Raw genomic sequence first — 21,593 nt, 5'->3', positions numbered from 1 at the left:
CATCGCGGCGGTTCGCAGCACGGGCGCGACGCGGTTTCCTTTGCGGGGGGCAGCGGCTAAGGTCGCGCTCCCCGCGGGGCGGCGCTGCGGCGCGCCCCGCTTTTGCCCGTTTCTTGGCCGACCGATCGCACCCATGAGCGCCTCCCTGCCGCCGCCCGGCGCACGCCTGATGATGATCCTGCCGCCGCAAGGCGTCGCCGACCTCGGCGCCTGCCTCGATGCGGGCGACGTGGCGGCCGTGATCTGGCGCGGCCCGCCGCCCGCCGATCAGGTGGCCGAGGCGCAGCGGCGCGACGTCGCCGCACTGGCGGAGGGCGGCGCGCGTGCGGCCGTCGAGGGGCTCGACGGGGCGCATGTGGGCGATCCGGCCGCGCTCAAGGCCGCGCTTTCGGCGCTGAAGCCGGACGCCATCGTCGGTGCCGGCGGCCTCACCGACCGCCACGAGGCCATGGTCGCGGGCGAGAGCGGCGCCGACTACGTGCTGTTCGGCGACCTCGCGGGCGCCGCCGGCAGCTTTCCCCGCACCCTCGACCTCGCCGCCTGGTGGGCCGAGGTGTTCGAGGTGCCCTGCGTGGGCGTCGCCACCTCGCTCGACGAGGTGGAGGCGCTGGCGCGCGCCGGGGTCGATTTCGTCGCCCTTGCGGGGCCGCTGCTCGACGCCGGCCAGGGGCCGGCCAACGTCGCCGCCGCCATGGCGCGCATCGCCGAGGCCGGCGCCTGATGCGGCGCGGCTTCGCGGCTCTTCCGACGGGCGCGATGGTGCTGGCGCTCGCACTCGGCGTCGCGGCGCCGGGCCGGGCCGCCGCGCAGACGGCGCAGGCTCCGCCCACGCCGCTGACGCCGCTGCCGCCGCTTTTGCCCAACACCGTTCAGCCCGGCACGGCCGCTCCGGCCGCCCAGCCCGCCCCGAAGCCGGCGCCGAAGCCCGGCGCCAAGCCCGCCGCCAAGCCGGGCGCGGGCGCCAAGGCCGAGCCCGCGAAGCCGCCGGAGCCGCCGCCCGCGGGCGGCGGCGACCTCGCTTATGGCGCCTACCAGCGCGGCTATTTCCTCACCGCCTATGCCGAGGCGCAGAAGCGCGTGAGCGCCGGCAACGACGCCGCCGCCATGACGCTGCTCGGCGAGCTCTACGGGCGCGGCTTCGGCGTGCCGCAGGACCTCAAGAAATCGCGCGACTGGTACAAGAAGGCGGCCGACGCCGGCTCGTCCGACGCGCTGTTCGCGCTCGGCCTCATGGCGCTCACCGGCCAGGGCGAGAAGGCGGACGAGGCGGCGGCCGCGCGCCTGTTCAAGACCGCGGCGGAGAAGGGCAGCGGGGCCGCGGCCTACAATCTCGGCCTGCTCTATCTCCAGGGCCGCACGGTGCCGAAGGACGTGCCCGAGGCCGCGCACTGGTTCGAGGTGGCGGCCAATTACGACCTTGAGGATGCGGTCTATGCCCTCGCCGTCCTGGTGAAAGAGGGCAACGGCGTGGACAAGGACAATGCCCGCGCCGCCAAGCTGATGGCCAAGGCGGCGCGGCTCGGCCACGTCACCGCCCAGGTGGAATTCGCCATCATGCTGTTCAACGGGGTCGGGGTGCCGAAGGACGAGGCGGCGGCCGCCGCCATGTTCCGCCGCGCGGCGCTCTCCGGCAACGCCATCGCGCAGAACCGCTATGCCCGGCTGCTCTCGGCCGGACGCGGCGCCGGCCAGGACAAGGTGGCGGCCGCCGGCTGGCACCTGGTGGCGAAGAAGAAGGGCCTCGGCGACCCGATGCTGGACGATCTGGTGGCCAAGCTCCCCGACGCCGACCGCCAGAAGGCCGAGGCGCTGGCGCGCAAGTGGGGCGGCTGAGGGCGCGCGCCTCCCGATCCGAAGCGCCGCCTTGACGGCGCCGCATGTCGCGGGCACACCTCGCGCCGACTTCACGCCTGCCCCGCCGAGGCGCGCCCCGAAAGCGGGCGCCCGCACGGCCAATTCCGGGAACCCTTTCGCGATGATCCGTACCCCCCTCATGACCGTCATGGTGCAGGCCGTGCGCAAGGCCGGCCGCGCGCTGGCCCGCGACTTCGGGGAGGTGGAGCAGCTCCAGGTGTCCATGAAGGGGCCGGCGGACTTCGTCTCCGCCGCAGACCGCAAGGCCGAGGACGTGCTGTTCGCCGAGCTGTCCAAGGCGCGTCCCGGCTTCGGCTTCCTGATGGAGGAGCGCGGCCGGGTGGAGGGCAGCGATCCCGCCAACGAATGGGTGGTGGACCCGCTCGACGGCACCACCAACTTCCTGCACGGCATCCCCATGTTCGCCATCTCGGTGGCGCTGGTGCGCAACGGCACGCCGGTGGCGGGTGCGATCTACAATCCGGTCGCGGACGAACTGTTCGTCGCCGAGCACGGCCAGGGCGCGTTCATGAACGACCGGCGCATCCGCGTCGCCGCGCGCAAGAAGCTCGCCGATGCGGTGGTGTGCTGCGGCCTGCCGCACATGGGTCGCGGCGACCACGGCCAGTTCAACCGCGAGCTGGCGGCGGTGCAAAGCCATGTGGCGGGCCTTCGGCGCACCGGCTCGGCGGCGCTCGACCTTGCCTGGGTGGCGGCGGGCCGCTTCGACGCCTTCTGGGAGCGCAACCTTGCGGCCTGGGACATGGCGGCGGGCCTGATCCTGGTGCGCGAGGCCGGCGGCTACGTCTCCGACATGGACGACGGCGACAAGGTTCTCGACAAGGGCCACGTGATCGCCGGCAACGAGGTGATCCGCCGCGATCTCCACCGCCTGCTGAAGGCGGCCTGAGGGGTCAGGCCGTCTCGGCACTGATCCAGGCGAGGAACGGCGCGCCGCCGCCCGCGACGGGCAGCACCAGGAGCGCCGGCACCTCATAGGGATGGAGCGCGGCTACCGCCGCGACCACGTCATCGGCGCGGGCGGCCGTGGTCTTCAGCAGCATCACCACCTCATCGGCGCGCTCGGTCTTGCCCTCCCAGCGATAGAGCGAAACCATGCCCGGCAGGATGTTGGCGCAGGCGATGAGCCGTTGGTCCAGCAAAGCGCGCGCGGCCTGCTCGGCAGCCGCGCGGTCGGGGAAGGTGGTGTAGACGAGGCGGTGGTCCATGGGCTGCTCCGGAAACGCCGGCTGCGGCGCCGGAGCCGCCAAGGTGCCCGCCCGCGCGGCCCGGCGCCAGTTCGACAAGTCCGGACCAAACGCCCTCTCCCGCGTGCGGGGGAGGGTGGGGAGGGGGAAGGGCAGGCCGGTGCGGCCGAAGCCGCGTTGGGCTTCCGCGCGACCATGCCCCCACCCTGCCCTCCCCCGCAAGCGGGAGAGGGGTCCGCGTCGCGCCCGGACGCAGTCTCCACTTCAAGCCGAGGCGCCGGCGCGCCGCTCAGGTGAGGTCGGAGAGATAGTGCATGGTGCCGGTGAGGCAGAGGCTGACGCGCCACTCCACCGGCTGTTCCTCCAGCGAGAAGGCGAGGCGATCGATGAGCAGCGCCGGCGTTCCCGCCGGCACGCCGAGCACCGCTGCGTCCTCGGCCGGCGCGGCTACCGCCTTCAGCTTCTCGCGCGCCCGCGCCACGGTGACGCCGTAGCGTGCGGCGTAGACGCCATAGACGTTGTTCGGCACGCCCGCCTCGACAAGGCCGGGAAACAGCGTCTCGGGCAGAGCGAGATCCTCCACCAGGATCGGCACGCCATCGAGCGCGCGCATGCGGCGGATGCGGATGACCCGCGCGCCGCGCACCAGCGCCAGCGCCTGCGCCTCGTCCTCGCTCGCCTTGCCCTTGGCGATGGAGAGCACCCGGCTTTCCGGGAAGCGGCGCACGCCGTCGTCCGACACCAGCTTGAAGAACTGGAACAGGATGCGGTCTTCGTCGTGGCGCGCGACGAAGGTGCCGCGGCCCTGGCGGCGCACCACGAGGTTCTCCGCCGCCATCTCGTCCAGCGCCTTGCGCACGGTGCCCTGGCTGACGCGCAGCTCGGCGGCGAGCTGCATCTCGCTCGGCAAGGGCGCGCCGGGCGCCCACACGCCGTCCACCATGCGGCGGATCAGCGCCTCGCGCACCTGGCGGTAGAGCGGCTTGGAGGCGAGGCCGTGGGCCTCTGGAGCGGCGGACGAGGGCAAAGCGCGCCCGCGTGCTCGCGCGGGAGAGGCGCCCTCCGGCCGGGCCGCGCCCGCGTCCGCTGCCTTGGTCCTCGCCACGCTGGTACCCCGTCGATCCATCAACGCTCCGACTTATAAGCAGATTCTCCGTCACACCCGAATCCAGCTTGCGGGATCGGGCGGAGGAAGTCATATATCTTATATATAACATCAGAATGCGCGGACGCCAGCCCGGCGCGACCCGGCGGTCGATCCGGAGGCAGCGGGGAGAGGATTGCGGGAGCGGACATGGCAGAGATCGTCGTCACCGAGTTCATGGATGAGAGCGCGCTCGACGCGCTGCGCGCGCATTACGACGTCACCTACGATCCGGCCCTGGTGGATCGTCCGGAGGACCTCGCCGGCCTCGTCGGCGCCGCGCGGGCGCTGATCGTGCGCAACCGCACGCAGGTGCGCCCCGCGCTGCTGGACAAGGCGCCGCGCCTCGAAGTGGTGGGCCGGCTCGGCGTCGGCCTCGACAATATCGACGTCGCCGCCTGCGAGGCGCGCGGCATCGCGGTGCGGCCTGCCACCGGCGCCAACGACCTCTCGGTGGCGGAATACGTGATCTGCGGCGTGATGATGCTGCTGCGCGGCGCCTACCATTCCTCCGCCGAAGTGGCGGACGGCGCCTGGCCGCGCACCCGCCTGATGGGCCGCGAGACCTCCGGACGCGCGCTCGGCCTCGTCGGCTTCGGCGCCATCGCGCGCGAGACCGCGCGGCGCGCCTCGGCGCTCGGCATGACCATCCTGGCGCACGACCCGTTTCTGCCCGACGACCATCCGGTGTTCGCCGAGTTCCAGGCGACGCCGCTTTCGCTCGCCGGCCTCCTGGCGCAGGCGGACGCGGTGAGCCTCCACGTGCCCTTGACCGATGCGACGCGCGGCCTGATCGGCGCCGTGGCGCTCGCCGGCATGCGCGCCGACGCGGTGCTCATCAACGCCGCCCGCGGCGGCGTGGTGGACGAGGCTGCGCTGGCCGAGGCCCTGAAGGCGGGGCGGCTCGGCGGCGCCATGCTCGACGTGTTCGAACGCGAGCCGCTGCCGGGCGGCGGGCCGCTCCAGGGCGTGCCGAACCTCATTCTTACCCCGCACATCGCCGGGGTGACGGAAGAATCCAATGTCCGCGTGAGCGCGGCGGTGGCCGAGGCCGTCGCCCGCGTGCTGAAGGAGCGCGCCGCCGCATGACTGCCCATCTGACCCTTTCCGAGGCGCGCGACCTCGCGCACGCCGTTCTGGTCGCCGCCGGCACCAGCCCGCAGAACGCCGCCGCCGTTGCCGATGCCCTGGTGGCGGCCGAGGCCGACGGCATCGCCAGCCACGGTCTGTCGCGCCTGCCGGCCTATGCCGACCAGGTGAAGAGCGGCAAGGTGGCCGGCGCAGCCGTTCCCGCGCTCCACTGGACCGCCGAGGCGACGCTGCGGGTGGATGCGGGCGCGGGGTTCGCCTTTCCCGCCGTCGCCGCCGGCCTCGACGCGGCGGCCGGGCGGGTGGCGAAGACCGGCATCGTCGGCGTCGCGGTCTATGCCTCGCATCATGCGGGCGCCATGGGCCACCATGTGGAAAAGCTCGCGGCGCGCGGCCTCGCCGGCCTCGCTTTCTCCAACTCGCCGTCCGCCATCGCGCCCTGGGGCGGGTCGGCGGGCGTGTTCGGCACCAATCCCATCGCCTTCGCGGTGCCGCGCGCGGGCGCGGCACCGCTGGTCATCGACGCCTCGCTGAGCAAGGTCGCGCGCGGCAAGATCATGGTCGCCGCCCAGCGCGGCACCGCAATCCCCGACGACTGGGCGCTCGATCCGGAGGGCCGGCCCACCACCGATCCCAAGGCGGCGCTGGAGGGCACCATGCTGCCCATCGGCGACGCCAAGGGCGCGGCTCTGGTGCTGATGGTGGAAATCCTCGCGGCGGCGCTCACCGGCGGCCAGTTCGGCTTCGAAGCGTCCTCCTTCTTCACAGCGGACGGGCCGGCGCCGCGCATCGGCCACCTGTTCGTGGTGATGGACCCGGCGCGGCTCGGCGGTCCGGACTTCGCGGCGCGGCTGGAAGTCCTGCTCGGCGCCATCCTCGGCCAGGACGGCACCCGCCTTCCCGGCGACCGCCGCCTCGGCGCGCGGGCGAAGGCCGCCACAGCGGGCATTTCCGTGCCGGCGGCGCTGCTGGAGGATTTGAGAGCGAGGGCGGAGCGATAGGTCCAAAGCCGGTCGGGCGCGCCGGGCGTTGCGTTGAGCCTCAGATGAGACTAATTTTGGTCTCAGATGAAAGGGCGCCACGATGGTCGCGTTTGCACATATCGCCGATGTGCTGGGGCTTCCCGGCGGAGCGGCGGCGCCACGTTCGCCCTTCGATCTGATGGACGAGATCGAGGGCGGGCTGCCGCTTGCGGCGCTGGAGCGCATGTCGCGCCTGCTCGCGCCCGACGACGCCCGTTTCAAGTACCGGCTGGTGGCCAAGGCGACCTATGAGCGGCGCAAGGCGGCCCATCGCCTGTCGGCCGACGAGGGCACGCGGCTGGCACGCCTCGCGCGGGTCTGGAGCCTGGCGCTGGACGTCTGGCGCAGCGAGGCGGAGGCGCGCGACTTCCTGTTTCGCGCCCATCCCATGCTGCAGGACGAACGGCCGATCGACGTGGTTCTGCGCGGCGAGATCGGCGCCGAGCTGGTGCTCGATGTCCTCGCCGGCCTGAAGTACGGCACCGCCGCGTGACCGCGCAGGTCCTGGATCGCACGCTGGTGGGGTTCAGGATCGGCGATCCGGACGGCGACTATCCGATCTTCGACGCGACCGGCTCGACCCTGGCGCCGGGACGGTGGAACACCCCCGCCAGCCCGCTCATCTATGCGAGCGAGCATTTTTCCACCGCGCTGCTGGAGAAGCTGGTGCGCGGCAGCGGACGGCTGCCGCCCAACCAGCATTATGTGGCCATCACCCTGCCGCGGGGGCTCACCTACGAGGTGTTCTCGCCGCCAGGCCTGCCGGGGTGGGACGAAATGCCGGCGACCGTGAGCAAGGCGTTCGGCGCGCGCTGGTGCCTGGAGCGGCGCAGCGCCATCCTGCTGGTGCCGAGCGTGGTCGCGCGGCTCGACAGCAACATCCTGATCAATCCGGCGCATCCCGAGTTCGGGCTGATCGCGGCGAGCCTGCACCAGCCGGTGTTCTGGGATCGGCGCCTGTTCGGGCCATAGCCCGAGACGCGGGCCGGGCGGGCGTCGCCGCCCGTCCGGCCGTGCGTGTCACGCGCTGCGGTAGAGCTTCGTCATGACGAACTCGCGGTGGCCGAGGGCCTCCGCGGCGGTGAGGCGGCCGTTGGCGGTGCGCACGATCATGTCGATGAGCGCGTCGCCGGCCTCCGGGATGGTCATGTCGCGGCGCAGGACGCCGGACACGTCCACGTCGATGTGCTCGCCCATGGTGCGCACCGTGCGCGGGTTGCCGGAGATCTTGATCACCGGGACGATGGGGTTGCCGATCACGTTGCCCTGCCCGGTGGGGAAGGTGTGGATCACGTAGCCCGCCGCCGCCATCAGCGTCACGCACTCGGCGGCCGCGGACGAGGTGTCCATGTAATAGAGGCCGGGGCCCTTCGCCGGGGCCTCGGCGGGCTCCAGCGCGTCGATGTAGCGGCACTCGCGGCCTATCTTCTCCAGGTTGCCGAGCGCCTTCTCCTCGATGGTGGTGAGGCCGCCCACGATGTTGCCCTTGGTGGGCTGGCTGTCGGAGAGATCGTTGGTCTTGTGGGCCTCGATGACGTCGTCCTGGTAGGACTTCCACATCTTGAACCACTTCTCGGCGATCTCCGGGCTCGCCGCGCGCTCCTTGCACAGGTGCTCGGCGCCGGTGATCTCGGAGGTCTCGCCGAACACGCCGTAGATGCCCTTCGGGATCAGCTTGTCGTACATGTTGCCCACGGTGGGGCAGGAGGACAGGCCCGTGGTGGTGTCGCTCTCGCCGCACTTGGTGGAGATCCACAGGTCGGAGATCGGGCAGTCCTCGCGCGGCAGCTCGTTCGCCCACTGGACGAAGCGCTTGGCCTGGTAGGACGCCTTGGCGACGGTGGCGATGTCGCCGTTGCCCTCGATGCCGAAGCCCACCACCGGCTTGCCGGTCTTGGCGATGCCCTCGACCACGATGTTGGTCCACTGGTCCTCGATGCCGATCACCACCACCGCGGCGACGTTCGGGTTCGAGCCGATGCCGATCAGGGTGCGGAAGAACAGATCGAGGTCGGCGCCGAACTGGAGGCGGCCGTAGGCGTGGGGCAGGGCCATGGTGCCCTTCACATGGTGCGCCACGGCCTCGCAGGCGGCGTTGGAGAGGTCGTCGAGCGGCAGCAGCACGACGTGGTTGCGCACGCCGACGCGGCCGTTCTCACGGCGCCACCCGCGGAAGGTGGCCTTCGCATAGTCGAGCGAGGCGCGCTTGGCGGGGGTGGCCTTGGTGACCAGCTGGTCCGGCGCGCCGCCCTTGAAGGGGTCGGCGGCGCTCTGGGCGTGGAACATGGCGATCTCGGTCATTTTCACACCTCACCAGCGCTTGGTCTTGGCGTTATGGACGTGGACGTGCTCGCCCTTGGCGATGTCGGCCTTGGCGATGCCGATGTCCTGGCCGTACTTCCAGATGGTGTCGCCGGACTTGATGTCGACGAGCGCGATCTTGTGGCCGATGGGCACGTCCATCTTCGACGTCAGGTGGAAGGCGGAATTGTCGTGCGTCACCACGCACAGCATGTCGGTGCCGGCCTTCAGGCCTTCCACCACCACGACACCCACGGTGTCCTTCTTCTCATGAACCAGCAGCTGCGGCGCAGTCACACGTGCCTCCTCGCCTCCTGCGACTTGCCCTACGGGGACAAGTCTTCTATAAGATATAGGATAGATGAGTTAGTCGGAGGAGCGTGTCAAGCGCCCTCCGGTCGCAAGGCTCACGGGAACTCGCGGAAGGGCCGGCGCAAGTCCGGACCCCGCGGGAGGAAAATGCCACCAAGGAGAGAACCATGATGCGTTTGGGGAAATGGGTTGCGGCGGCCGCGGCGGGGCTCGCATTGGCGACGGCGGGGGCGCAGGCCCAGACCTTCCCGTCCCGTCCCATCACGATGATCGTGCCGTTCGCCGCCGGCGGTCCGAGCGATGCCATCGCGCGCCTCGTCGGCCAGTCCATGTCGGCGAGCCTCGGCCAGCAGGTGGTGATCGAGAACATCGCCGGCGCGGGCGGCACGGCCGGCGCGGCGCGCCTCGCGAAGGCGGCGCCGGACGGCTACACCATCCTCATCCACCACGTGGCGCTGGCCGCCGGCGCGGCGCTCTACGGCAACCTCACCTACGAGACCACCAACGCCTTCGCGCCCCTCGGCCTCATCAATTACGGCCCGATGGTGCTGCTCTCGAAGAAGGACTATCCTGCAAACACCATCGCCGAGCTGCTGAAGATGGTGAAGGAGAACGGCGCCAAGACCACCATCGCCCATGCGGGCGTCGGCTCGAACGCGCATCTGTGCGGCCTGCTGCTGCAGAAGGCGCTGGGCGTCACCCTCACCGAGGTGGGCTATCGCGGCACCGGCCCGGCCATGAACGACCTCATGGGCGGACAGGTGGACCTTCTGTGCGACCAGTCCACCACCGCCGTGCCGCAGATCCAGGCCGCGACCATCAAGGCGTTCGCCGTGACCTCCAAGGAGCGCCTGCCGGTGCTCAAGGACATCCCGACCCTGGAGCAGGCGGGCCTGAAGGGCTTCGAGTTCGTGATCTGGCACGGCCTCTATGCGCCCAAGGGAACGCCCGCGGACGTGGTCGGCAAGCTCAACGGCGCGCTGCAGAAGGCGCTGAATGACGAAGCGATCGTCAAGCGCTTCGTCGACGTGGGCACCAACGTGTTCCCGCCGTCCGAGCGCAGCCCCGACGCGCACGGCGCGCGCTTCGCGGCCGAGATCGCGGTGTGGAAGTCGGTGATCCCGAAGCCCGTCAACTGAGGCGGGGCGGGCCGCCGGCGGCCCGCGGAAAAGTGTCCGGTCAGGGCTGGGGGGGCTCCGGGGCGCACGCCGTCACGGGGCCCTTCTCGCGTGGGGCGCGTGCCGGCGAGGCTACCCGGGCGCCGGGCCGCGCCCGGCAGGGGCGGCTCAGTACCAGATCTTCTGCGTCTCCAGGCCCTTGTACAGGCCGGCCACCTGCTCGCCATAGCCGTTGTAGAGCAGCGTCGGCCGGCGGTTCCCGGTGGCGATGTCCTCCTCGCTCGCCTGGCTCCAGCGCGGATGGGCGACCTTGGGGTTCACATTGGCCCAGAAGCCGTATTCGGAGGCCTGCACTGCCTCCCAGAAGCTCACCGGCTGCTTGTCCGTGAAGGTGAAGCGCACGATGCCCTTGGCCGACTTGAAGCCGTATTTCCACGGCAGCGCGATGCGCAGCGGCGCGCCGAACTGGTTCGGCGCCGGCTTGCCGTAGATTCCGGTGACGAGGAAGGCCAGCTCGTTGCGCGCCTCTTCCAGGGTCAGCCCCTCCACATAGGGCCAGGGATAGCGGAAGTCGCGCTGGTTCGGCGCCACCTTGGGATCGACGAAGGATTCCATCTGGATGTACTTCGCCGATGCCATGGGTGCGGCGAGCGCCACAAGGTCCGCCATGGGAAAGCCGGTCCACGGCACCGCCATGGACCACGCCTCCACGCAGCGGTGGCGGTAGAGGCGCTCTTCCAGCGACACCTTCTTGAGCAGGTCGTCGATGCCGATCTCGAACGGCTTCTCCACCAGCCCGTCCACCTTCACCGTCCAGGGCCGGCGCTGGAAGCGCGTCATGGAGGGGGCGACGTTCTTGCCGTAGCTGAACTCGTAGTAATTGTTGAGCGTGCTGGAGCGCGCCTCGGGCGTCACCGGCCGGTCGAGCGCATAGGCGTCGTTGCGCTTGGCGGGATAGAGGTCGGCGGACGGGTCCGGCATGTCGCTCACGCGCTGCGCCGCCGCCGGCGTCGCCAGGAGCGGGGAGGCGAGCAGCGCCGCGCCCGCGCCGATTCCCGCGCCGAGGGCCTCGCGGCGGGACAGATAGACCGCCTCCGGCGTCGCCGCCGATTCCGGAATTTCCCAGCCGCGCCTGCGTCGAATATGCATGCCTCGTCCTCCGAACAGGCGGCCAACATCTGGCGGGCTCGAAGGATCGGCAAGTCAAAGGAGCGTGTGAGTCAAAGGAGGGTAGCGTTGGTCAAGGCACCGTGATGGCGGCGGCGCGCTATTGCGGCACGGTCGCGGAGGACTCCAGCTTCAGCGTCGCGCCGGCGAAGGACAGGCTCAGGCCGCTGTCGGCGGAGATGCTCAGCGGCTGAAGCGTCACCTGCCGCCCGGCATCCTGGGCGGCGAGCATGTTGGCCGAAAAGCCCGGCCCGACCGCAAAGCCGGTGGAGAGGCCCACATAGGTGCCGGCCAGCGCGCCGGGATCGATGTTCGGCGAGGTGGCGAGCACCGCCCACAGCATGCTGCCCTGGTCGGACACCCCGAAGTCGAGGCCGACGCGGTCGAGCGTGCCGGAATAATAGTGGTTGAAGCCGACCGAGGGGCGGAACTCGCACGTCACCTTGCGGGAGGAGCCGAAGCCGTAGCCGGTGGCGAACGCGCCGCGGCATTCGAGCAGTCCGGCCGAGACCTGCGGCATGGTGGGGCTTGCCGCGTCCACCGTGCCGGCGAGCGTCAGCCCCAGGCCGAGGGACAGGAGCGGGACGAGACCTCGCATGCGGCAACCCTCCGGAGCTTGCCCCTCGGAGGACGCGACATCAAAGGACGCGCGGTTTGCCCACGCATCCAGGGGGCCGACGCGGAAGGCCCGCCCCGGCCCGTCTCGCCCCCGGCGAAGCGGGCTCCGAAGCGCGATTCGCCTCGGTTCTTGTGCGCCTTCGGCCGGGCGATTGCAACGGCCGAGCGCAGCGGGCCCGCTTGAACACGCGATCCGCCGATGCCTGCGGCCGAAGGCCCCGGACATGAAAACGGCGCCCCCCGCGGGCGGCGCCGTTTCCTCAAGGACAGATGATGCTGCGGCTCAGGGCTGCAGGGCGAGCTTCATGTCGGAGATGCCGGCGGCGATCATGGCGCCGGTCACGCCTTCCAGCGACAGGGGCTGGAGCGCGACGGTGTTGTTGGAGCCGCCGAGCAGCACGTTGGCGCCGCCGCCGATGGCCCAGGCGGCATCCGCCGAAACGCCCACATAGGTGCCGGAGATATTGCCCGGCGCGATCTGCGAGGTGGGCGCGAACACCGCCCAGCCCAGCGTGCCGCCGGTGCTCACGCCGATGTCGATGCCGAAGCGGCTCACGGTGCCCTTGTAGCGGGCCAGAAGGTTGTAGGGCTGCACCTGGGCGGTGCGCAGCTCGCAGTTCATCTCGCGGATGGAGCCGATGACGAAGCCCACGGACGGGGCGACGCTGCACACCAGCACGCCCGCCTGGACCTTCGCCGACTGGGCGGCGGCAGGGGTGGCGGCGGCGACGAGAGCGAGGGCGGCAAGGCTGACGAAGGACGTGCGCATGGGTTCCCCCAAGAACAAAGGACAAGGATGACAGGTACGTCGCCCGCCGCCGAGGCGCAACAGCGGTGCGCGGATAGGACAGGGGGCGCTGGCGACAGGGTTACGAACCCCTTGATTGCGGCCCACAAATGCAAAACGCGCCCCCGCGAGGGGGCGCGTTGACGGGCCGGGCCGGCCTGCGCCGCCGCTCCAGGGAGAGGCGGCGCGGCGCCGAATCAGCGCAGGGTCAGGTCGGAAACGCCGAGCGCGAGGTTGAGGCCGGTCTGGCCTTCCACGGACAGGGGCTGGAGCGCGAAGGTGTTGCGCGAGCCGCCCACCAGGACGTTGGCGCCGAGGCCGACGCCGATGGTGGCGTTGCCGGAGGCGCCCACATAGGTGCCGCGCAGCGCGCCGCTGGGCACCTTGGCGGAGGGAGCGAACACGCCCCACACCAGCACGCCCTTGCCGCTCACGCCCACGTCGAGGCCGAAGCGGCGGACCGTGCCGCGATAGGCACCGGACTTCGCGCCCTTGACCGACGGACGGAAGTTGCAGGTCATCTCGCGCACGGAGCCGATGACGAAGCTCACGTTGGGCGCCACGTTGCAGACCAGCTGGCCGACCTGGACGCGGGACTGGGCGGACGCGGGCAGCGCGCCGAAGGCGAGAAGGGCGGCGGCGGCGAGGCCGGCCTTGAGAACAGTCTTCATGGTGTCGTTCCTCCTATGGGAAGCGGGTTCTGAGACCAGCGCTGACGACGGCGAAGCCTTAGCCCGACTCCAACGCGCCGCCAACGCTTGTCTACGCCGCAAGTTCCTTTTCTTTTGTCTAGTGTCCGCCTCAGCTCAGGTTGCCGCAGAAGCGCTGAATACGCGTGCAAGCTTCCTCAAGGTCAGATGTGGCGGTAGCATAGGAGATGCGGAACGCCGGACCAAGTCCGAAGGCGGATCCGTGTACCACCGCCACGCCCTCCGATTCGAGCAGCTGCGCGGCGAAGACTTCGTCGCTCTCGATCTTGACGCCCGAGGGGGTGCTCAGGCCGATCACGCCGGCGCAGGAGGGGAACACGTAGAACGCGCCCTCCGGCTTCGGGCAGGTGAGGCCCTTGGCCTGGTTCAGCATGGACACCACGAGGTCGCGGCGCTCCTTGAACACCTTGTTGTTGGCCGGGATGAAGTCCTGCGGGCCGTTCAGCGCCTCGACCGCCGCCCACTGGGCGATGGAGGAGGGGTTGGACGTGGAGTGCGACTGCAGGGCGCTCATGGCCTTGATGAGCGGCTCCGGGCCGGCGCCGTAGCCGATGCGCCAGCCGGTCATGCAATAGGCCTTCGACACGCCGTTCATGGTCAGCGTGCGGTCATAGAGCCGCGGCTCGATCTGGGCCGGGCTGTAGAACTTGAAGTCGTCATAGACGAGGTGCTCGTACATGTCGTCCGACAGGATCCACACCTGCGGATGCTTCACCAGCACGTCGGTGAGCGCCTTCAGCTCGTCATGGGTGTAAGCGGCGCCCGAGGGGTTCGAGGGCGAGTTGAAGATCAGCCACTTGGTCTTGGGCGTGATCGCCGCCTCCAGCACCTCGGGGCGCAGCTTGAAATTGTCCTCGAGCCGGGTCAGCACCGGCACCGGCTTGGCGCCGCAGAACTCGACGATGTCGGGATAGCTCACCCAATAGGGCGCCGGAATCAGCACCTCGTCGCCGGGATCGAGGGTGGCGACCAGCGCGTTGAACAGCACCTGCTTGCCGCCGGTGCCCACCGTCACCTGCGAGGGCTTGTAGTCGAGCCCGTTCTCGCGCTTGAACTTGGCGCAGATCGCCGCCTTCAGCTCGGGGATGCCGTCCACCGCCGTGTACTTGGTCTCGCCCCGGCGGATGGCGGCGATGGCCGCCTCCTTGATGTTCTCGGGCGTATCGAAATCGGGCTCGCCGGCCGAGAGCGCGATCACGTCGCGCCCCGCCGCCTTCAGCTCCTTGGCCTTGCCGGTGATGGCCATGGTGGGGGACGGCTTGATGCGCTTCAGCGCCGACGAGATGAGGCTCATGGCCTTGGAACTCCGGACGCGCCCTTGCCGCGGCGCCGCCGCTCGGGCGGCTTCGGCTGCGGTTGCTGGGCGGATTGTGGCACGTTGCGCCGCACGGCCTTCAGCCGGGGCGCGCGGACACTAATGGAGGCCGGGGCCGCGAACAAGCGAGGATAAGCGATGGCGGCGTTCGCCGACGGTGATGAATCGCCGCCCCCGCCACCGGGACGGGACGTCGGCGGGACCAGGCGAGATTTTGCGGGACCAGGCGGGATTTTGTGCCGGACCAGGAGGGATTTGCGGGACCACCGGGTGAATCCCGGGCCGCGCTCGGCTAGACAGGGCGGCGACATCCGCCATCCAGGATCAGGGACTGGAGCCGCCGTGCTGACGCTTTATTCCTCCGGGTCGTCCGGCAATTCCTACAAGGTGCGGCTGATGCTCGCCAAGCTCGGCCGGCCGTTCCGCCTGATCGAGGTGGACATCTTCGCCGGCGAGAACCGGACCCCCGAATTCCTCGCCATGAACCCCGAAGGCCGGGTGCCGCTGCTCGCGGTCGACGGCCATTTCCTCGCTGAATCCAACGCCATCCTGTTCTATCTCGCCGAGGGCACCGGCTTCCTGCCGCAGGCGCCGCTGGAGAAGGCGGAGACCTTGCGCTGGATGTTCTTCGAGCAGCACAGCCACGAGCCCGGCATCGCCGCCGCCCGCTTCTGGCTGCGCCAGGTGCGCGGCGGCCGCGACCTGCGCACCCACGACGTCGACCGCTGGATGGAGGAGGGATACGGCGCGCTGAATGTGATGGAGCGCCATCTCGAAAGCCGGCCGGAGGGCAGCGACTTCTTCGTCGGCGCGCAACTGACCATCGCCGACATCGCCCTCTACGCCCACACCCATGTGGCGGAGGAAGGCGACTTCTCGCTGGCCGGCTTTCCCGCCATCCGCGCCTGGCTCGCCCGCGTCGCAGCCGCGCCGGGCCACGTGGACATGGCCTGGCGGCCGCAGGGCGCCACGGCCTGAGCAGGGGGCGCGGCATTTTTTCTGTGGGAACCTTTTTTCGCGGGCGCAGGTTGATCGGCGGTCAGGTGGCGCGGGGCCGAAGCCTCCAACTGCTTGGTACGCGGCGGGAAATCGCGGGACCGTGACCAGGTGTCACGATGTCGCCATGGTTCTCCGCCGTTGGGCCACAGTTGAACTCCACCCTTTACAGGTCGAATCAGCTGATTCGCGGCGGTAATGCCCGGGTCGGCAAGAACATCGAGCGAGTGCATCATGTCGGAGCCTTTCGACTTTGAGTCCCGCGTTCTCGGTCACGCCGGCTTTTCCGCGCGGACGCCGCTTTCCGCGGCCGATCCCGAAGTGCTCGCCCGCGCCGTGCGCGCGCACAAGGCCGGCGACGCGGTGGCGCAGGCGGCGCTGACGCTCGCTTTGATGTTCGCCATCGGCACGGTTGCCTTCGTGCTGAGCATCGACCGCGCGGCCGCTGCCACCCTCACCGCGGTGCAGAGCGTGTCGGGGCCGGCCCTGCTCATGGGCGTCACGCTCATCGGCGGCGGAATGCTGGCCGGTCTTGCCGTGCGCCGCAGGGCGGCGGCGAAGGTCGCTGTTCGCCGCCAGCCGTGATTGGACGGCACCGGGTTTTCTCTTTCATCGTTATTGCAGTGGCCGCGCTCGCCGCCGGCGCCGCATCGGCTGCGCCGCAGGATAGCGCGCCGATGCGCTTCGCAGGCGAGAGCGTGCGCGTGGTGCCGTTCGCCCAGGGGCTCGAAAATCCCTGGGGCATGGCTTTCCTGCCGGACGGCCGCGTTCTGGTGACGGAGCGGCCGGGCCGGCTGCGCATCGTCGATGGCGAGGGGCGGGCATCCGAGCCGGTGGCCGGCGTTCCGAAGGTGTTCGCCGTGGGCCAGGGCGGCCTGCTCGACGTCGCGCTCGATCCCGACTTCGCCGCCAACCGCTTCATCTATCTGAGCTATGCCGAGCCGCGGACGGGCGGGGCTGCCACCGCGGTGGCCCGTGCGAAGCTGGATGTTCAGGCGCTCCGGCTCGATGACCTCAAGGTGATCTTCCGTCAGGAGCCGGTCCACGCGACGGGCCAGCATTTCGGCTCCCGGCTGGTCTTCGCTCGCGACGGAACGCTGTTCGTGACCCTGGGCGACCGCTATTCCCTCTCCGAGCGCGCGCAGGATTTGTCCACCACCATCGGCAAGGTGGTGCGGATCAATCCGGACGGCTCGATCCCGGCCGACAACCCCTTTCGCGGCAAGGCAGGCGCGCGGCCCGAAATCTTCAGCTATGGCCACCGCAACGTGCAGGGCGCCGCGCTGGAGCCGGCCACCGGTGCCCTCTGGACCATCGAACACGGCGCGCGCGGCGGCGACGAGGTGAACCGGCCGGAGCCGGGCCGGAACTATGGCTGGCCGGTCATCAGCTATGGCCGGCACTATTCCGGCGGCCGGATCGGCGAGGGCACCGAGAAGGCCGGGATGGAGCAGCCGCTGTTCTACTGGGACCCCTCAATCGCCCCTTCCGGCGCCGCATTCTACACCGCGGACCTCATGCCAGCCTTCAAGGGCCACCTGTTCACCGGCGGCCTCGCCGCGCAGACGCTGGTGATGGTGAAGATCGCCGACGGCAAGGTCGCGGGCGAAGAGCGCCTCGATATCGGCGCGCGGGTGCGCGACGTGCGCCAGGGGCCGGACGGCGCGCTCTGGCTCGCCCTCGATGCCGAGGACGGCGCCATCGTGCGGGTGGTGCCGGCGCGCTGAGGCGCCGTCAGAACTTCTGGAAGATGAAATAGGCCCCCGCCGCGATCAGGGTGAAGCCCACCAGGTGGTTCCAGCCCAGCGGCTCCTTCAGGTACAGCACCGAGAAGCCGGCGAAGACCAGGAGGGTGATGACCTCCTGCATCGTCTTGAGCTGGGCCGTGGAATAGACCTGCGAGCCGATGCGGTTGGCCGGCACCGCCAGGCAATATTCGAAGAAGGCGATGCCCCAGCTCGCCAGGATCGCGATCAGCAGCGGCGAGGATTTGTACTTGAGGTGGCCGTACCAGGCGAACGTCATGAAGACGTTCGAGGCCACCAGCATGAGGATGGGCGAGAGGTGGGGCGGCAGAAGAGTGGAGAGGTTCGGCATGGGCGATCCGGCGCGGAGAACCCGGCCGGGGCCGGATTCGGAAGGGAGTCCGCAGAGGATCGCCAATTGCTTCCGGACGCAACAGCCGCTGGGGCATGCCGCATCGGCGCCTGCCGGACGCCTAGTTGCTCCCCTCCTTCTTCGCCGGCGCCGAGGGCGCGGTGGCGGAGGCGTTGGGCTTGTTCGCCTGCTCGGTCAGGTTGGTCAGCCCGGACATGAACGAGCATTGCTGGTGGTAGGCCTGCGCATCCCTGAGCGCGAGCGAGACGGGGTAGGCGGCCAGTGAGGTGGGCAGCCCGTTCTTGACCCGCCGCTTCATGATCTCTTCCACGATCTGCTGCCGGTTGGAGCGAATCTTGGCGGCGATCAGCGTGACGAGCTGGTTCTGGAGGATGGTGGTGTCGGCGAGCTTGTCGGTGCCCTGGGCGATGGTGGAGACGAGGCTCAGCGCCTCGGCCGCCGCCCCGCCGGAGAAGGCGCCCACCGCCGAGGCGATGAGAGCGGTCTCGCCCAGCAGGAACTTGCGTTCGGTGACGCGAATGTACATCCCGTCGACGAAATGCTCGCACAGCACGTCGGAGCGCTGAAGCAGGGCGTCCTGCACGAAGTCGCGCCGCGCCGGAGAGGATTCCGCAATGCTGACGTCCGTCATCGTCATCACCGGGATCGCCCGGTGCGAGAAGGCGGTCTGGAAGGCGTCGCCGGTCCGTGCCGCGCGCACCGACGCATCGTCGCTCACCGTGCCGGTCGCGGGGTCCACATAGGCGACCGGAACCGCGAAATCGACCAACTGGGCGGGACGCATGGAGTCCCGTGCCGTCGTGGTCGTCCAGTCGCAGCCCGCGGTTGCGACGCATAGCGCCAGGGCGGTCGCCCTTGCCAAGATCCGCTCCATACCCTGCCCCCCGAGCAGTGAGTGGATGCAGCTTCAGATTGCATTAACGATTCATCAATCCTTTTGGAGCGAGGCTCGCTGCATTCTTGAGTTGTGTTACATATTTGATGCACCCCATTCAGGGGATATCTCGCTGCGCCCTTTTCCCCGCTGGCCGGCGGCCCCATATTGGCGCCATGGCCAAAGCATCCCGTCCCGGCAAGCTCGGCGAGCGCTCCCAGCGTCATTTCGAGCCGGCGCCCCAGCAGGCGCTTGATCCCGCCCTCGCGAAGTCCCTGGGTCTCGACCCCGCGGACCTGTCGGTCGACCTCGCCGCCGGCGGGGCATCCGCCACCGTGCAGGCGCTCTCGCGGCTGATCGAGGAGGGGCGGCCGGAGGTCACGGGCCAGCTCTGGGTGCCGCACCGTCCGCCGCGCCCGGAGAAGTCCGAAGGCGGCGTCCCCTTCACCATGAAGAGCGACTTCCAGCCCGCCGGCGACCAGCCGCAGGCCATCAAGGAGCTCTGCGCCCAGGCCCAGGCGGGCGAGCGCGACCAGGTGCTGCTCGGCGTCACCGGCTCCGGCAAGACCTTCACCATGGCCAAGGTGATCGAGACGCTCCAGCGCCCGGCCATCGTCATGGCGCCGAACAAGACGCTGGCCGCGCAGCTCTATGGCGAGTTCAAGAGCTTCTTCCCCGACAACGCGGTGGAATACTTCGTCTCCTACTACGACTATTACCAGCCCGAAGCCTATGTTCCGCGGACGGACACCTATATCGAGAAGGAATCCTCCGTCAACGAGCAGATCGACCGGATGCGCCATTCCGCCACCCGCGCCCTGCTGGAGCGGGACGACGTGATCATCGTCGCCTCGGTGTCGTGCATCTACGGCATCGGCTCGGTCGAGACCTATTCGGCAATGACTTTCGACATCAAGGTCGGCGAGCGCATCGACCAGCGCGCGCTGCTCGCCGACCTCGTGGCGCTGCAGTACAAGCGCATCCAGTCGGACTTCGCGCGCGGCACCTTCCGGGTGCGCGGCGACGTGGTGGAGATCTTCCCGGCCCACTATGAGGACCGGGCGTGGCGCGTGAGCCTGTTTGGCGACGAGGTGGAGAGCATCTCCGAGTTCGACCCGCTCACCGGCCACAAGAGCGGCGACATGAAGAGCGTGCGCGTCTACGCCGCCTCGCACTATGTCACGCCCCGGCCGACGCTGATCCAGGCGCTCGGCGGCATCAAGGCCGAGCTGAAGATGCGGCTCGACGAGCTGTACAAGATGGGCCGCCTGCTGGAGGCGCAGCGGCTGGAGCAGCGCACCCGCTACGACCTGGAGATGATGGAAGCGACCGGAAGCTGCGCGGGCATCGAGAACTATTCGCGCTGGCTCACCGGCAGGAAGCCAGGCGAGCCGCCGCCGACCCTGTTCGAATACGTGCCCGACAACGCCCTCGTCTTCATCGACGAGAGCCATGTGACCGTGCCGCAGATCGGCGCCATGTATCGCGGCGACTTCCGCCGCAAGGCGACGCTGGCGGAATACGGCTTCCGCCTGCCGTCCTGCATGGACAACCGCCCGCTCCGCTTCGAGGAATGGGAGGCCATGCGGCCCCAGACGGTGCACGTCTCGGCCACCCCCGGCTCGTGGGAGATGGACCAGACCGGCGGCGTGTTCGTGGAGCAGGTGATCCGCCCCACCGGCCTGATCGACCCTCCCGTGGACATACGTCCGGCCCGCACCCAGGTGGACGACCTGCTCGGCGAGGTGCGGGCGGTGGCGGCCAAGGGCTACCGGACGCTGGTCACGGTGCTCACCAAGCGCATGGCGGAGGACCTGACCGAATATCTGCACGAGAACGGCATCCGCGTGCGCTACATGCACTCGGACATCGACACCATCGAGCGCATCGAGATCATCCGCGACCTGCGGCTCGGCGCGTTCGACGTGCTCATCGGCATCAACCTGCTGCGCGAGGGCCTCGACATTCCCGAATGCGGGCTGGTGGCTATCCTCGATGCGGACAAGGAAGGCTTCCTGCGCTCTGAAACTTCGCTGGTGCAGACCATCGGCCGCGCCGCGCGCAATGTGGACGGGCGGGTGATCCTCTATGCCGACCAGGTGACGGGCTCCATGGAGCGGGCCATGGCGGAGACCACCCGCCGCCGTGAGAAGCAGATGGCCTACAACACCGAGCACGGCATCACGCCCGAGAGCGTGAAGAAGGCCATCGGCGACATCCTCAATTCCGTCTACGAGCGCGACCACGTGCAGGTGGATGCGGGCCTCGCGGAGGAGGGGGCGGCCTTCGGGCACAATCTCAAGGCGGTCATGGCGGACCTGGAAAAGCGCATGCGCGCCGCCGCCGCCGACCTCGACTTCGAGACTGCCGCCCGGCTGCGCGATGAAATCCGCCGGCTGGAGGCGACCGAGCTTGCGGTTTCCGACGATCCGCTCGCCCGCCAGGAAGCGGTGGAGGACAGGACCGGCGGCTTCCGCGGCCCGCGCAAATACGGCCGCGCCGCCAACGAGCCGCCGAAGGAGGCCGGCAAGGCGAAGGGGCGGGGGGCCAAGACGGGCGCGAGCAAGACGGGCGCGCCGGAAGGTCGCGCCGCGCCGCGCGGTTCCGCGCCGGAGATGCCCATGTTCGCGCCGCGCGCGCACATGCCCTCGCTCGACGACATGGGGCCGGGCACCGACCGCGCGGTGCCCCTCAGCGAAGACGCCTTCCGCCCGGGACCGCGACCCGATCCGGGCACCAAGGGATTCCGCAAGGGCGGGCGGCGGACGAAGGGGTAGGGCAGCCCGACGGGCACCGCCGCCCTTCGGCAGGGCGCCCGTCGCGCTACGGCTAGAAGCCCGGCGCCATGCTGCTGGAAGCGCTGCGCCCTCCACCAAAGCGCCCCGTCTCCCTCCGGCTTGTCCGGAGGGTCCACTTTGCGGCCGGGATGGCGCTTGGTCTTGATGCGCGGCGTGTCGGCA

23 protein-coding genes are annotated in these 21,593 nt (G+C 70.0%); 12 read left to right on the top strand and 11 right to left on the bottom strand.

The features are described from left to right. Window positions 1–133 precede the first annotated feature (133 nt). The 3 genes from D9R14_RS13605 to D9R14_RS13595 all read left to right on the top strand — a co-directional run bounded on the left by D9R14_RS13605 (window position 134) and on the right by D9R14_RS13595 (window position 2,764). On the top strand, window positions 134–721 hold the full coding sequence (locus D9R14_RS13605; protein WP_170168616.1) for a thiamine phosphate synthase: 588 nt from the start codon (window positions 134–136) through the stop codon (window positions 719–721). A 35-nt stretch (window positions 722–756) separates the two neighbouring features. Further along, entirely contained in the window at window positions 757–1,833 is a 1,077-nt protein-coding gene (locus D9R14_RS13600) for a tetratricopeptide repeat protein (RefSeq protein WP_147453030.1), read from the top strand. A 142-nt stretch (window positions 1,834–1,975) separates the two neighbouring features. Beyond that, window positions 1,976–2,764, top strand: coding sequence for an inositol monophosphatase family protein (locus tag D9R14_RS13595; RefSeq protein ID WP_121623869.1), 789 nt, complete (start codon window positions 1,976–1,978; stop codon window positions 2,762–2,764). Between the two features lie 4 nt (window positions 2,765–2,768). Here the strand turns inward: D9R14_RS13595 and cutA are convergent, their stop codons facing one another. Both cutA and D9R14_RS13585 read right to left on the bottom strand, forming a co-directional pair. After that, entirely contained in the window at window positions 2,769–3,083 is a 315-nt protein-coding gene (gene cutA / locus D9R14_RS13590) for a divalent-cation tolerance protein CutA (RefSeq protein WP_121623868.1), read from the bottom strand. A gap of 268 nt (window positions 3,084–3,351) precedes the next feature. Next, entirely contained in the window at window positions 3,352–4,188 is an 837-nt protein-coding gene (locus tag D9R14_RS13585) for a GntR family transcriptional regulator (RefSeq protein ID WP_121623867.1), read from the bottom strand. A gap of 168 nt (window positions 4,189–4,356) precedes the next feature. On the opposite strand from D9R14_RS13585, the gene D9R14_RS13580 reads away from it, so the two are divergent. The 4 genes from D9R14_RS13580 to D9R14_RS13565 all read left to right on the top strand — a co-directional run bounded on the left by D9R14_RS13580 (window position 4,357) and on the right by D9R14_RS13565 (window position 7,289). Next, window positions 4,357–5,295 carry a hydroxyacid dehydrogenase gene (locus D9R14_RS13580; protein ID WP_121623866.1) on the top strand — a complete coding sequence of 313 codons (939 nt, stop codon included), beginning with the start codon at window positions 4,357–4,359 and terminating at the stop codon, window positions 5,293–5,295. Next, a complete protein-coding gene (locus D9R14_RS13575; protein WP_121623865.1) occupies window positions 5,292–6,296 on the top strand; it encodes an Ldh family oxidoreductase in 1,005 nt (334 codons plus the stop codon). The genes D9R14_RS13580 and D9R14_RS13575 overlap by 4 nt, the downstream gene beginning before the upstream one ends. Window positions 6,297–6,378: 82 nt before the next feature. Beyond that, entirely contained in the window at window positions 6,379–6,810 is a 432-nt protein-coding gene (locus D9R14_RS13570) for an antitoxin Xre/MbcA/ParS toxin-binding domain-containing protein (protein WP_121623864.1), read from the top strand. Then, window positions 6,807–7,289: an RES family NAD+ phosphorylase gene (locus D9R14_RS13565; protein WP_121623863.1), complete on the top strand. Its 483-nt coding sequence runs from the start codon at window positions 6,807–6,809 to the stop codon at window positions 7,287–7,289. The genes D9R14_RS13570 and D9R14_RS13565 overlap by 4 nt, the downstream gene beginning before the upstream one ends. Window positions 7,290–7,337: 48 nt before the next feature. On the opposite strand, the gene D9R14_RS13560 is transcribed toward D9R14_RS13565, so the two are convergent. Together D9R14_RS13560 and D9R14_RS13555 are read right to left on the bottom strand one after the other, a co-directional pair. Continuing rightward, on the bottom strand, window positions 7,338–8,618 hold the full coding sequence (locus D9R14_RS13560; RefSeq protein WP_184759446.1) for a UxaA family hydrolase: 1,281 nt from the start codon (window positions 8,616–8,618) through the stop codon (window positions 7,338–7,340). 9 nt (window positions 8,619–8,627) lie between these two features. Beyond that, window positions 8,628–8,915, bottom strand: a complete 288-nt coding sequence (locus tag D9R14_RS13555; protein ID WP_121623862.1) for a UxaA family hydrolase — start codon at window positions 8,913–8,915, stop codon at window positions 8,628–8,630. A 185-nt stretch (window positions 8,916–9,100) separates the two neighbouring features. Here D9R14_RS13555 and D9R14_RS13550 point away from each other — a divergent pair, with 185 nt between their 5' ends. Beyond that, window positions 9,101–10,069, top strand: a complete 969-nt coding sequence (locus D9R14_RS13550; RefSeq protein ID WP_121623924.1) for a tripartite tricarboxylate transporter substrate-binding protein — start codon at window positions 9,101–9,103, stop codon at window positions 10,067–10,069. Between the two features lie 147 nt (window positions 10,070–10,216). Here the strand turns inward: D9R14_RS13550 and msrP are convergent, their stop codons facing one another. The 5 genes from msrP to D9R14_RS13525 form a co-directional block, all read right to left on the bottom strand. After that, window positions 10,217–11,197, bottom strand: coding sequence for a protein-methionine-sulfoxide reductase catalytic subunit MsrP (gene msrP / locus D9R14_RS13545; protein ID WP_121623861.1), 981 nt, complete (start codon window positions 11,195–11,197; stop codon window positions 10,217–10,219). A gap of 118 nt (window positions 11,198–11,315) precedes the next feature. After that, a complete protein-coding gene (locus D9R14_RS13540; RefSeq protein WP_170168615.1) occupies window positions 11,316–11,813 on the bottom strand; it encodes a DUF992 domain-containing protein in 498 nt (165 codons plus the stop codon). A 303-nt stretch (window positions 11,814–12,116) separates the two neighbouring features. Further along, window positions 12,117–12,602, bottom strand: a complete 486-nt coding sequence (locus D9R14_RS13535; RefSeq protein WP_121623859.1) for a DUF992 domain-containing protein — start codon at window positions 12,600–12,602, stop codon at window positions 12,117–12,119. A 215-nt stretch (window positions 12,603–12,817) separates the two neighbouring features. Continuing rightward, window positions 12,818–13,291: a DUF992 domain-containing protein gene (locus D9R14_RS13530; protein ID WP_121623858.1), complete on the bottom strand. Its 474-nt coding sequence runs from the start codon at window positions 13,289–13,291 to the stop codon at window positions 12,818–12,820. A 130-nt stretch (window positions 13,292–13,421) separates the two neighbouring features. Continuing rightward, window positions 13,422–14,624: a pyridoxal phosphate-dependent aminotransferase gene (locus tag D9R14_RS13525; RefSeq protein ID WP_121623857.1), complete on the bottom strand. Its 1,203-nt coding sequence runs from the start codon at window positions 14,622–14,624 to the stop codon at window positions 13,422–13,424. 363 nt (window positions 14,625–14,987) lie between these two features. Here D9R14_RS13525 and D9R14_RS13520 point away from each other — a divergent pair, with 363 nt between their 5' ends. The 3 genes from D9R14_RS13520 (at window position 14,988) to D9R14_RS13510 (ending at window position 17,368) form a co-directional block, all read left to right on the top strand. Next, window positions 14,988–15,623: a glutathione S-transferase family protein gene (locus tag D9R14_RS13520; protein WP_121623856.1), complete on the top strand. Its 636-nt coding sequence runs from the start codon at window positions 14,988–14,990 to the stop codon at window positions 15,621–15,623. Window positions 15,624–15,875: 252 nt separating this feature from the next. Beyond that, window positions 15,876–16,226 carry a hypothetical protein gene (locus D9R14_RS13515; protein WP_121623855.1) on the top strand — a complete coding sequence of 117 codons (351 nt, stop codon included), beginning with the start codon at window positions 15,876–15,878 and terminating at the stop codon, window positions 16,224–16,226. 92 nt (window positions 16,227–16,318) lie between these two features. After that, entirely contained in the window at window positions 16,319–17,368 is a 1,050-nt protein-coding gene (locus tag D9R14_RS13510; protein WP_121623854.1) for a PQQ-dependent sugar dehydrogenase, read from the top strand. Between the two features lie 7 nt (window positions 17,369–17,375). Here the strand turns inward: D9R14_RS13510 and D9R14_RS13505 are convergent, their stop codons facing one another. Further along, window positions 17,376–17,738 (bottom strand): DMT family protein, encoded by a 363-nt coding sequence (locus D9R14_RS13505; RefSeq protein ID WP_121623853.1) that lies wholly within the window; start codon window positions 17,736–17,738, stop codon window positions 17,376–17,378. A gap of 121 nt (window positions 17,739–17,859) precedes the next feature. Beyond that, on the bottom strand, window positions 17,860–18,543 hold the full coding sequence (locus D9R14_RS13500; protein WP_121623852.1) for a hypothetical protein: 684 nt from the start codon (window positions 18,541–18,543) through the stop codon (window positions 17,860–17,862). 266 nt (window positions 18,544–18,809) lie between these two features. On the opposite strand from D9R14_RS13500, the gene uvrB reads away from it, so the two are divergent. Then, window positions 18,810–21,410: an excinuclease ABC subunit UvrB gene (gene uvrB, locus D9R14_RS13495; RefSeq protein ID WP_121623851.1), complete on the top strand. Its 2,601-nt coding sequence runs from the start codon at window positions 18,810–18,812 to the stop codon at window positions 21,408–21,410. The last annotated feature ends 183 nt before the right edge of the window (window positions 21,411–21,593 follow it).

Source organism: Xanthobacter tagetidis (assembly GCF_003667445.1).
In the GTDB taxonomy this organism is placed as follows: Bacteria; Pseudomonadota; Alphaproteobacteria; order Rhizobiales; family Xanthobacteraceae; genus Xanthobacter; species Xanthobacter tagetidis.
Note: the sequence above shows the minus strand (reverse complement) of the source record. Positions and strands in the feature narration are given on the sequence as shown.

What these genes read in the sequence shown, in the direction of transcription:
- D9R14_RS13605 (WP_170168616.1), top strand. Translation starts at nt 134, where the DNA reads ATGAGCGCCTCCCTGCCGCCGCCCGGCGCACGCCTGATGATGATCCTG.
- D9R14_RS13600 (WP_147453030.1), top strand. Translation starts at nt 757, where the DNA reads ATGGTGCTGGCGCTCGCACTCGGCGTCGCGGCGCCGGGCCGGGCCGCC.
- D9R14_RS13595 (WP_121623869.1), top strand. Translation starts at nt 1,976, where the DNA reads ATGATCCGTACCCCCCTCATGACCGTCATGGTGCAGGCCGTGCGCAAG.
- cutA (WP_121623868.1), bottom strand. Translation starts at nt 3,083, where the DNA reads ATGGACCACCGCCTCGTCTACACCACCTTCCCCGACCGCGCGGCTGCC.
- D9R14_RS13585 (WP_121623867.1), bottom strand. Translation starts at nt 4,188, where the DNA reads ATGGATCGACGGGGTACCAGCGTGGCGAGGACCAAGGCAGCGGACGCG.
- D9R14_RS13580 (WP_121623866.1), top strand. Translation starts at nt 4,357, where the DNA reads ATGGCAGAGATCGTCGTCACCGAGTTCATGGATGAGAGCGCGCTCGAC.
- D9R14_RS13575 (WP_121623865.1), top strand. Translation starts at nt 5,292, where the DNA reads ATGACTGCCCATCTGACCCTTTCCGAGGCGCGCGACCTCGCGCACGCC.
- D9R14_RS13570 (WP_121623864.1), top strand. Translation starts at nt 6,379, where the DNA reads ATGGTCGCGTTTGCACATATCGCCGATGTGCTGGGGCTTCCCGGCGGA.
- D9R14_RS13560 (WP_184759446.1), bottom strand. Translation starts at nt 8,618, where the DNA reads ATGACCGAGATCGCCATGTTCCACGCCCAGAGCGCCGCCGACCCCTTC.
- D9R14_RS13550 (WP_121623924.1), top strand. Translation starts at nt 9,101, where the DNA reads ATGCGTTTGGGGAAATGGGTTGCGGCGGCCGCGGCGGGGCTCGCATTG.
- msrP (WP_121623861.1), bottom strand. Translation starts at nt 11,197, where the DNA reads ATGCATATTCGACGCAGGCGCGGCTGGGAAATTCCGGAATCGGCGGCG.
- D9R14_RS13540 (WP_170168615.1), bottom strand. Translation starts at nt 11,813, where the DNA reads ATGCGAGGTCTCGTCCCGCTCCTGTCCCTCGGCCTGGGGCTGACGCTC.
- D9R14_RS13535 (WP_121623859.1), bottom strand. Translation starts at nt 12,602, where the DNA reads ATGCGCACGTCCTTCGTCAGCCTTGCCGCCCTCGCTCTCGTCGCCGCC.
- D9R14_RS13530 (WP_121623858.1), bottom strand. Translation starts at nt 13,291, where the DNA reads ATGAAGACTGTTCTCAAGGCCGGCCTCGCCGCCGCCGCCCTTCTCGCC.
- D9R14_RS13525 (WP_121623857.1), bottom strand. Translation starts at nt 14,624, where the DNA reads ATGAGCCTCATCTCGTCGGCGCTGAAGCGCATCAAGCCGTCCCCCACC.
- D9R14_RS13515 (WP_121623855.1), top strand. Translation starts at nt 15,876, where the DNA reads ATGTCGGAGCCTTTCGACTTTGAGTCCCGCGTTCTCGGTCACGCCGGC.
- D9R14_RS13510 (WP_121623854.1), top strand. Translation starts at nt 16,319, where the DNA reads ATGCGCTTCGCAGGCGAGAGCGTGCGCGTGGTGCCGTTCGCCCAGGGG.
- D9R14_RS13505 (WP_121623853.1), bottom strand. Translation starts at nt 17,738, where the DNA reads ATGCCGAACCTCTCCACTCTTCTGCCGCCCCACCTCTCGCCCATCCTC.
- D9R14_RS13500 (WP_121623852.1), bottom strand. Translation starts at nt 18,543, where the DNA reads ATGCGTCCCGCCCAGTTGGTCGATTTCGCGGTTCCGGTCGCCTATGTG.
- uvrB (WP_121623851.1), top strand. Translation starts at nt 18,810, where the DNA reads ATGGCCAAAGCATCCCGTCCCGGCAAGCTCGGCGAGCGCTCCCAGCGT.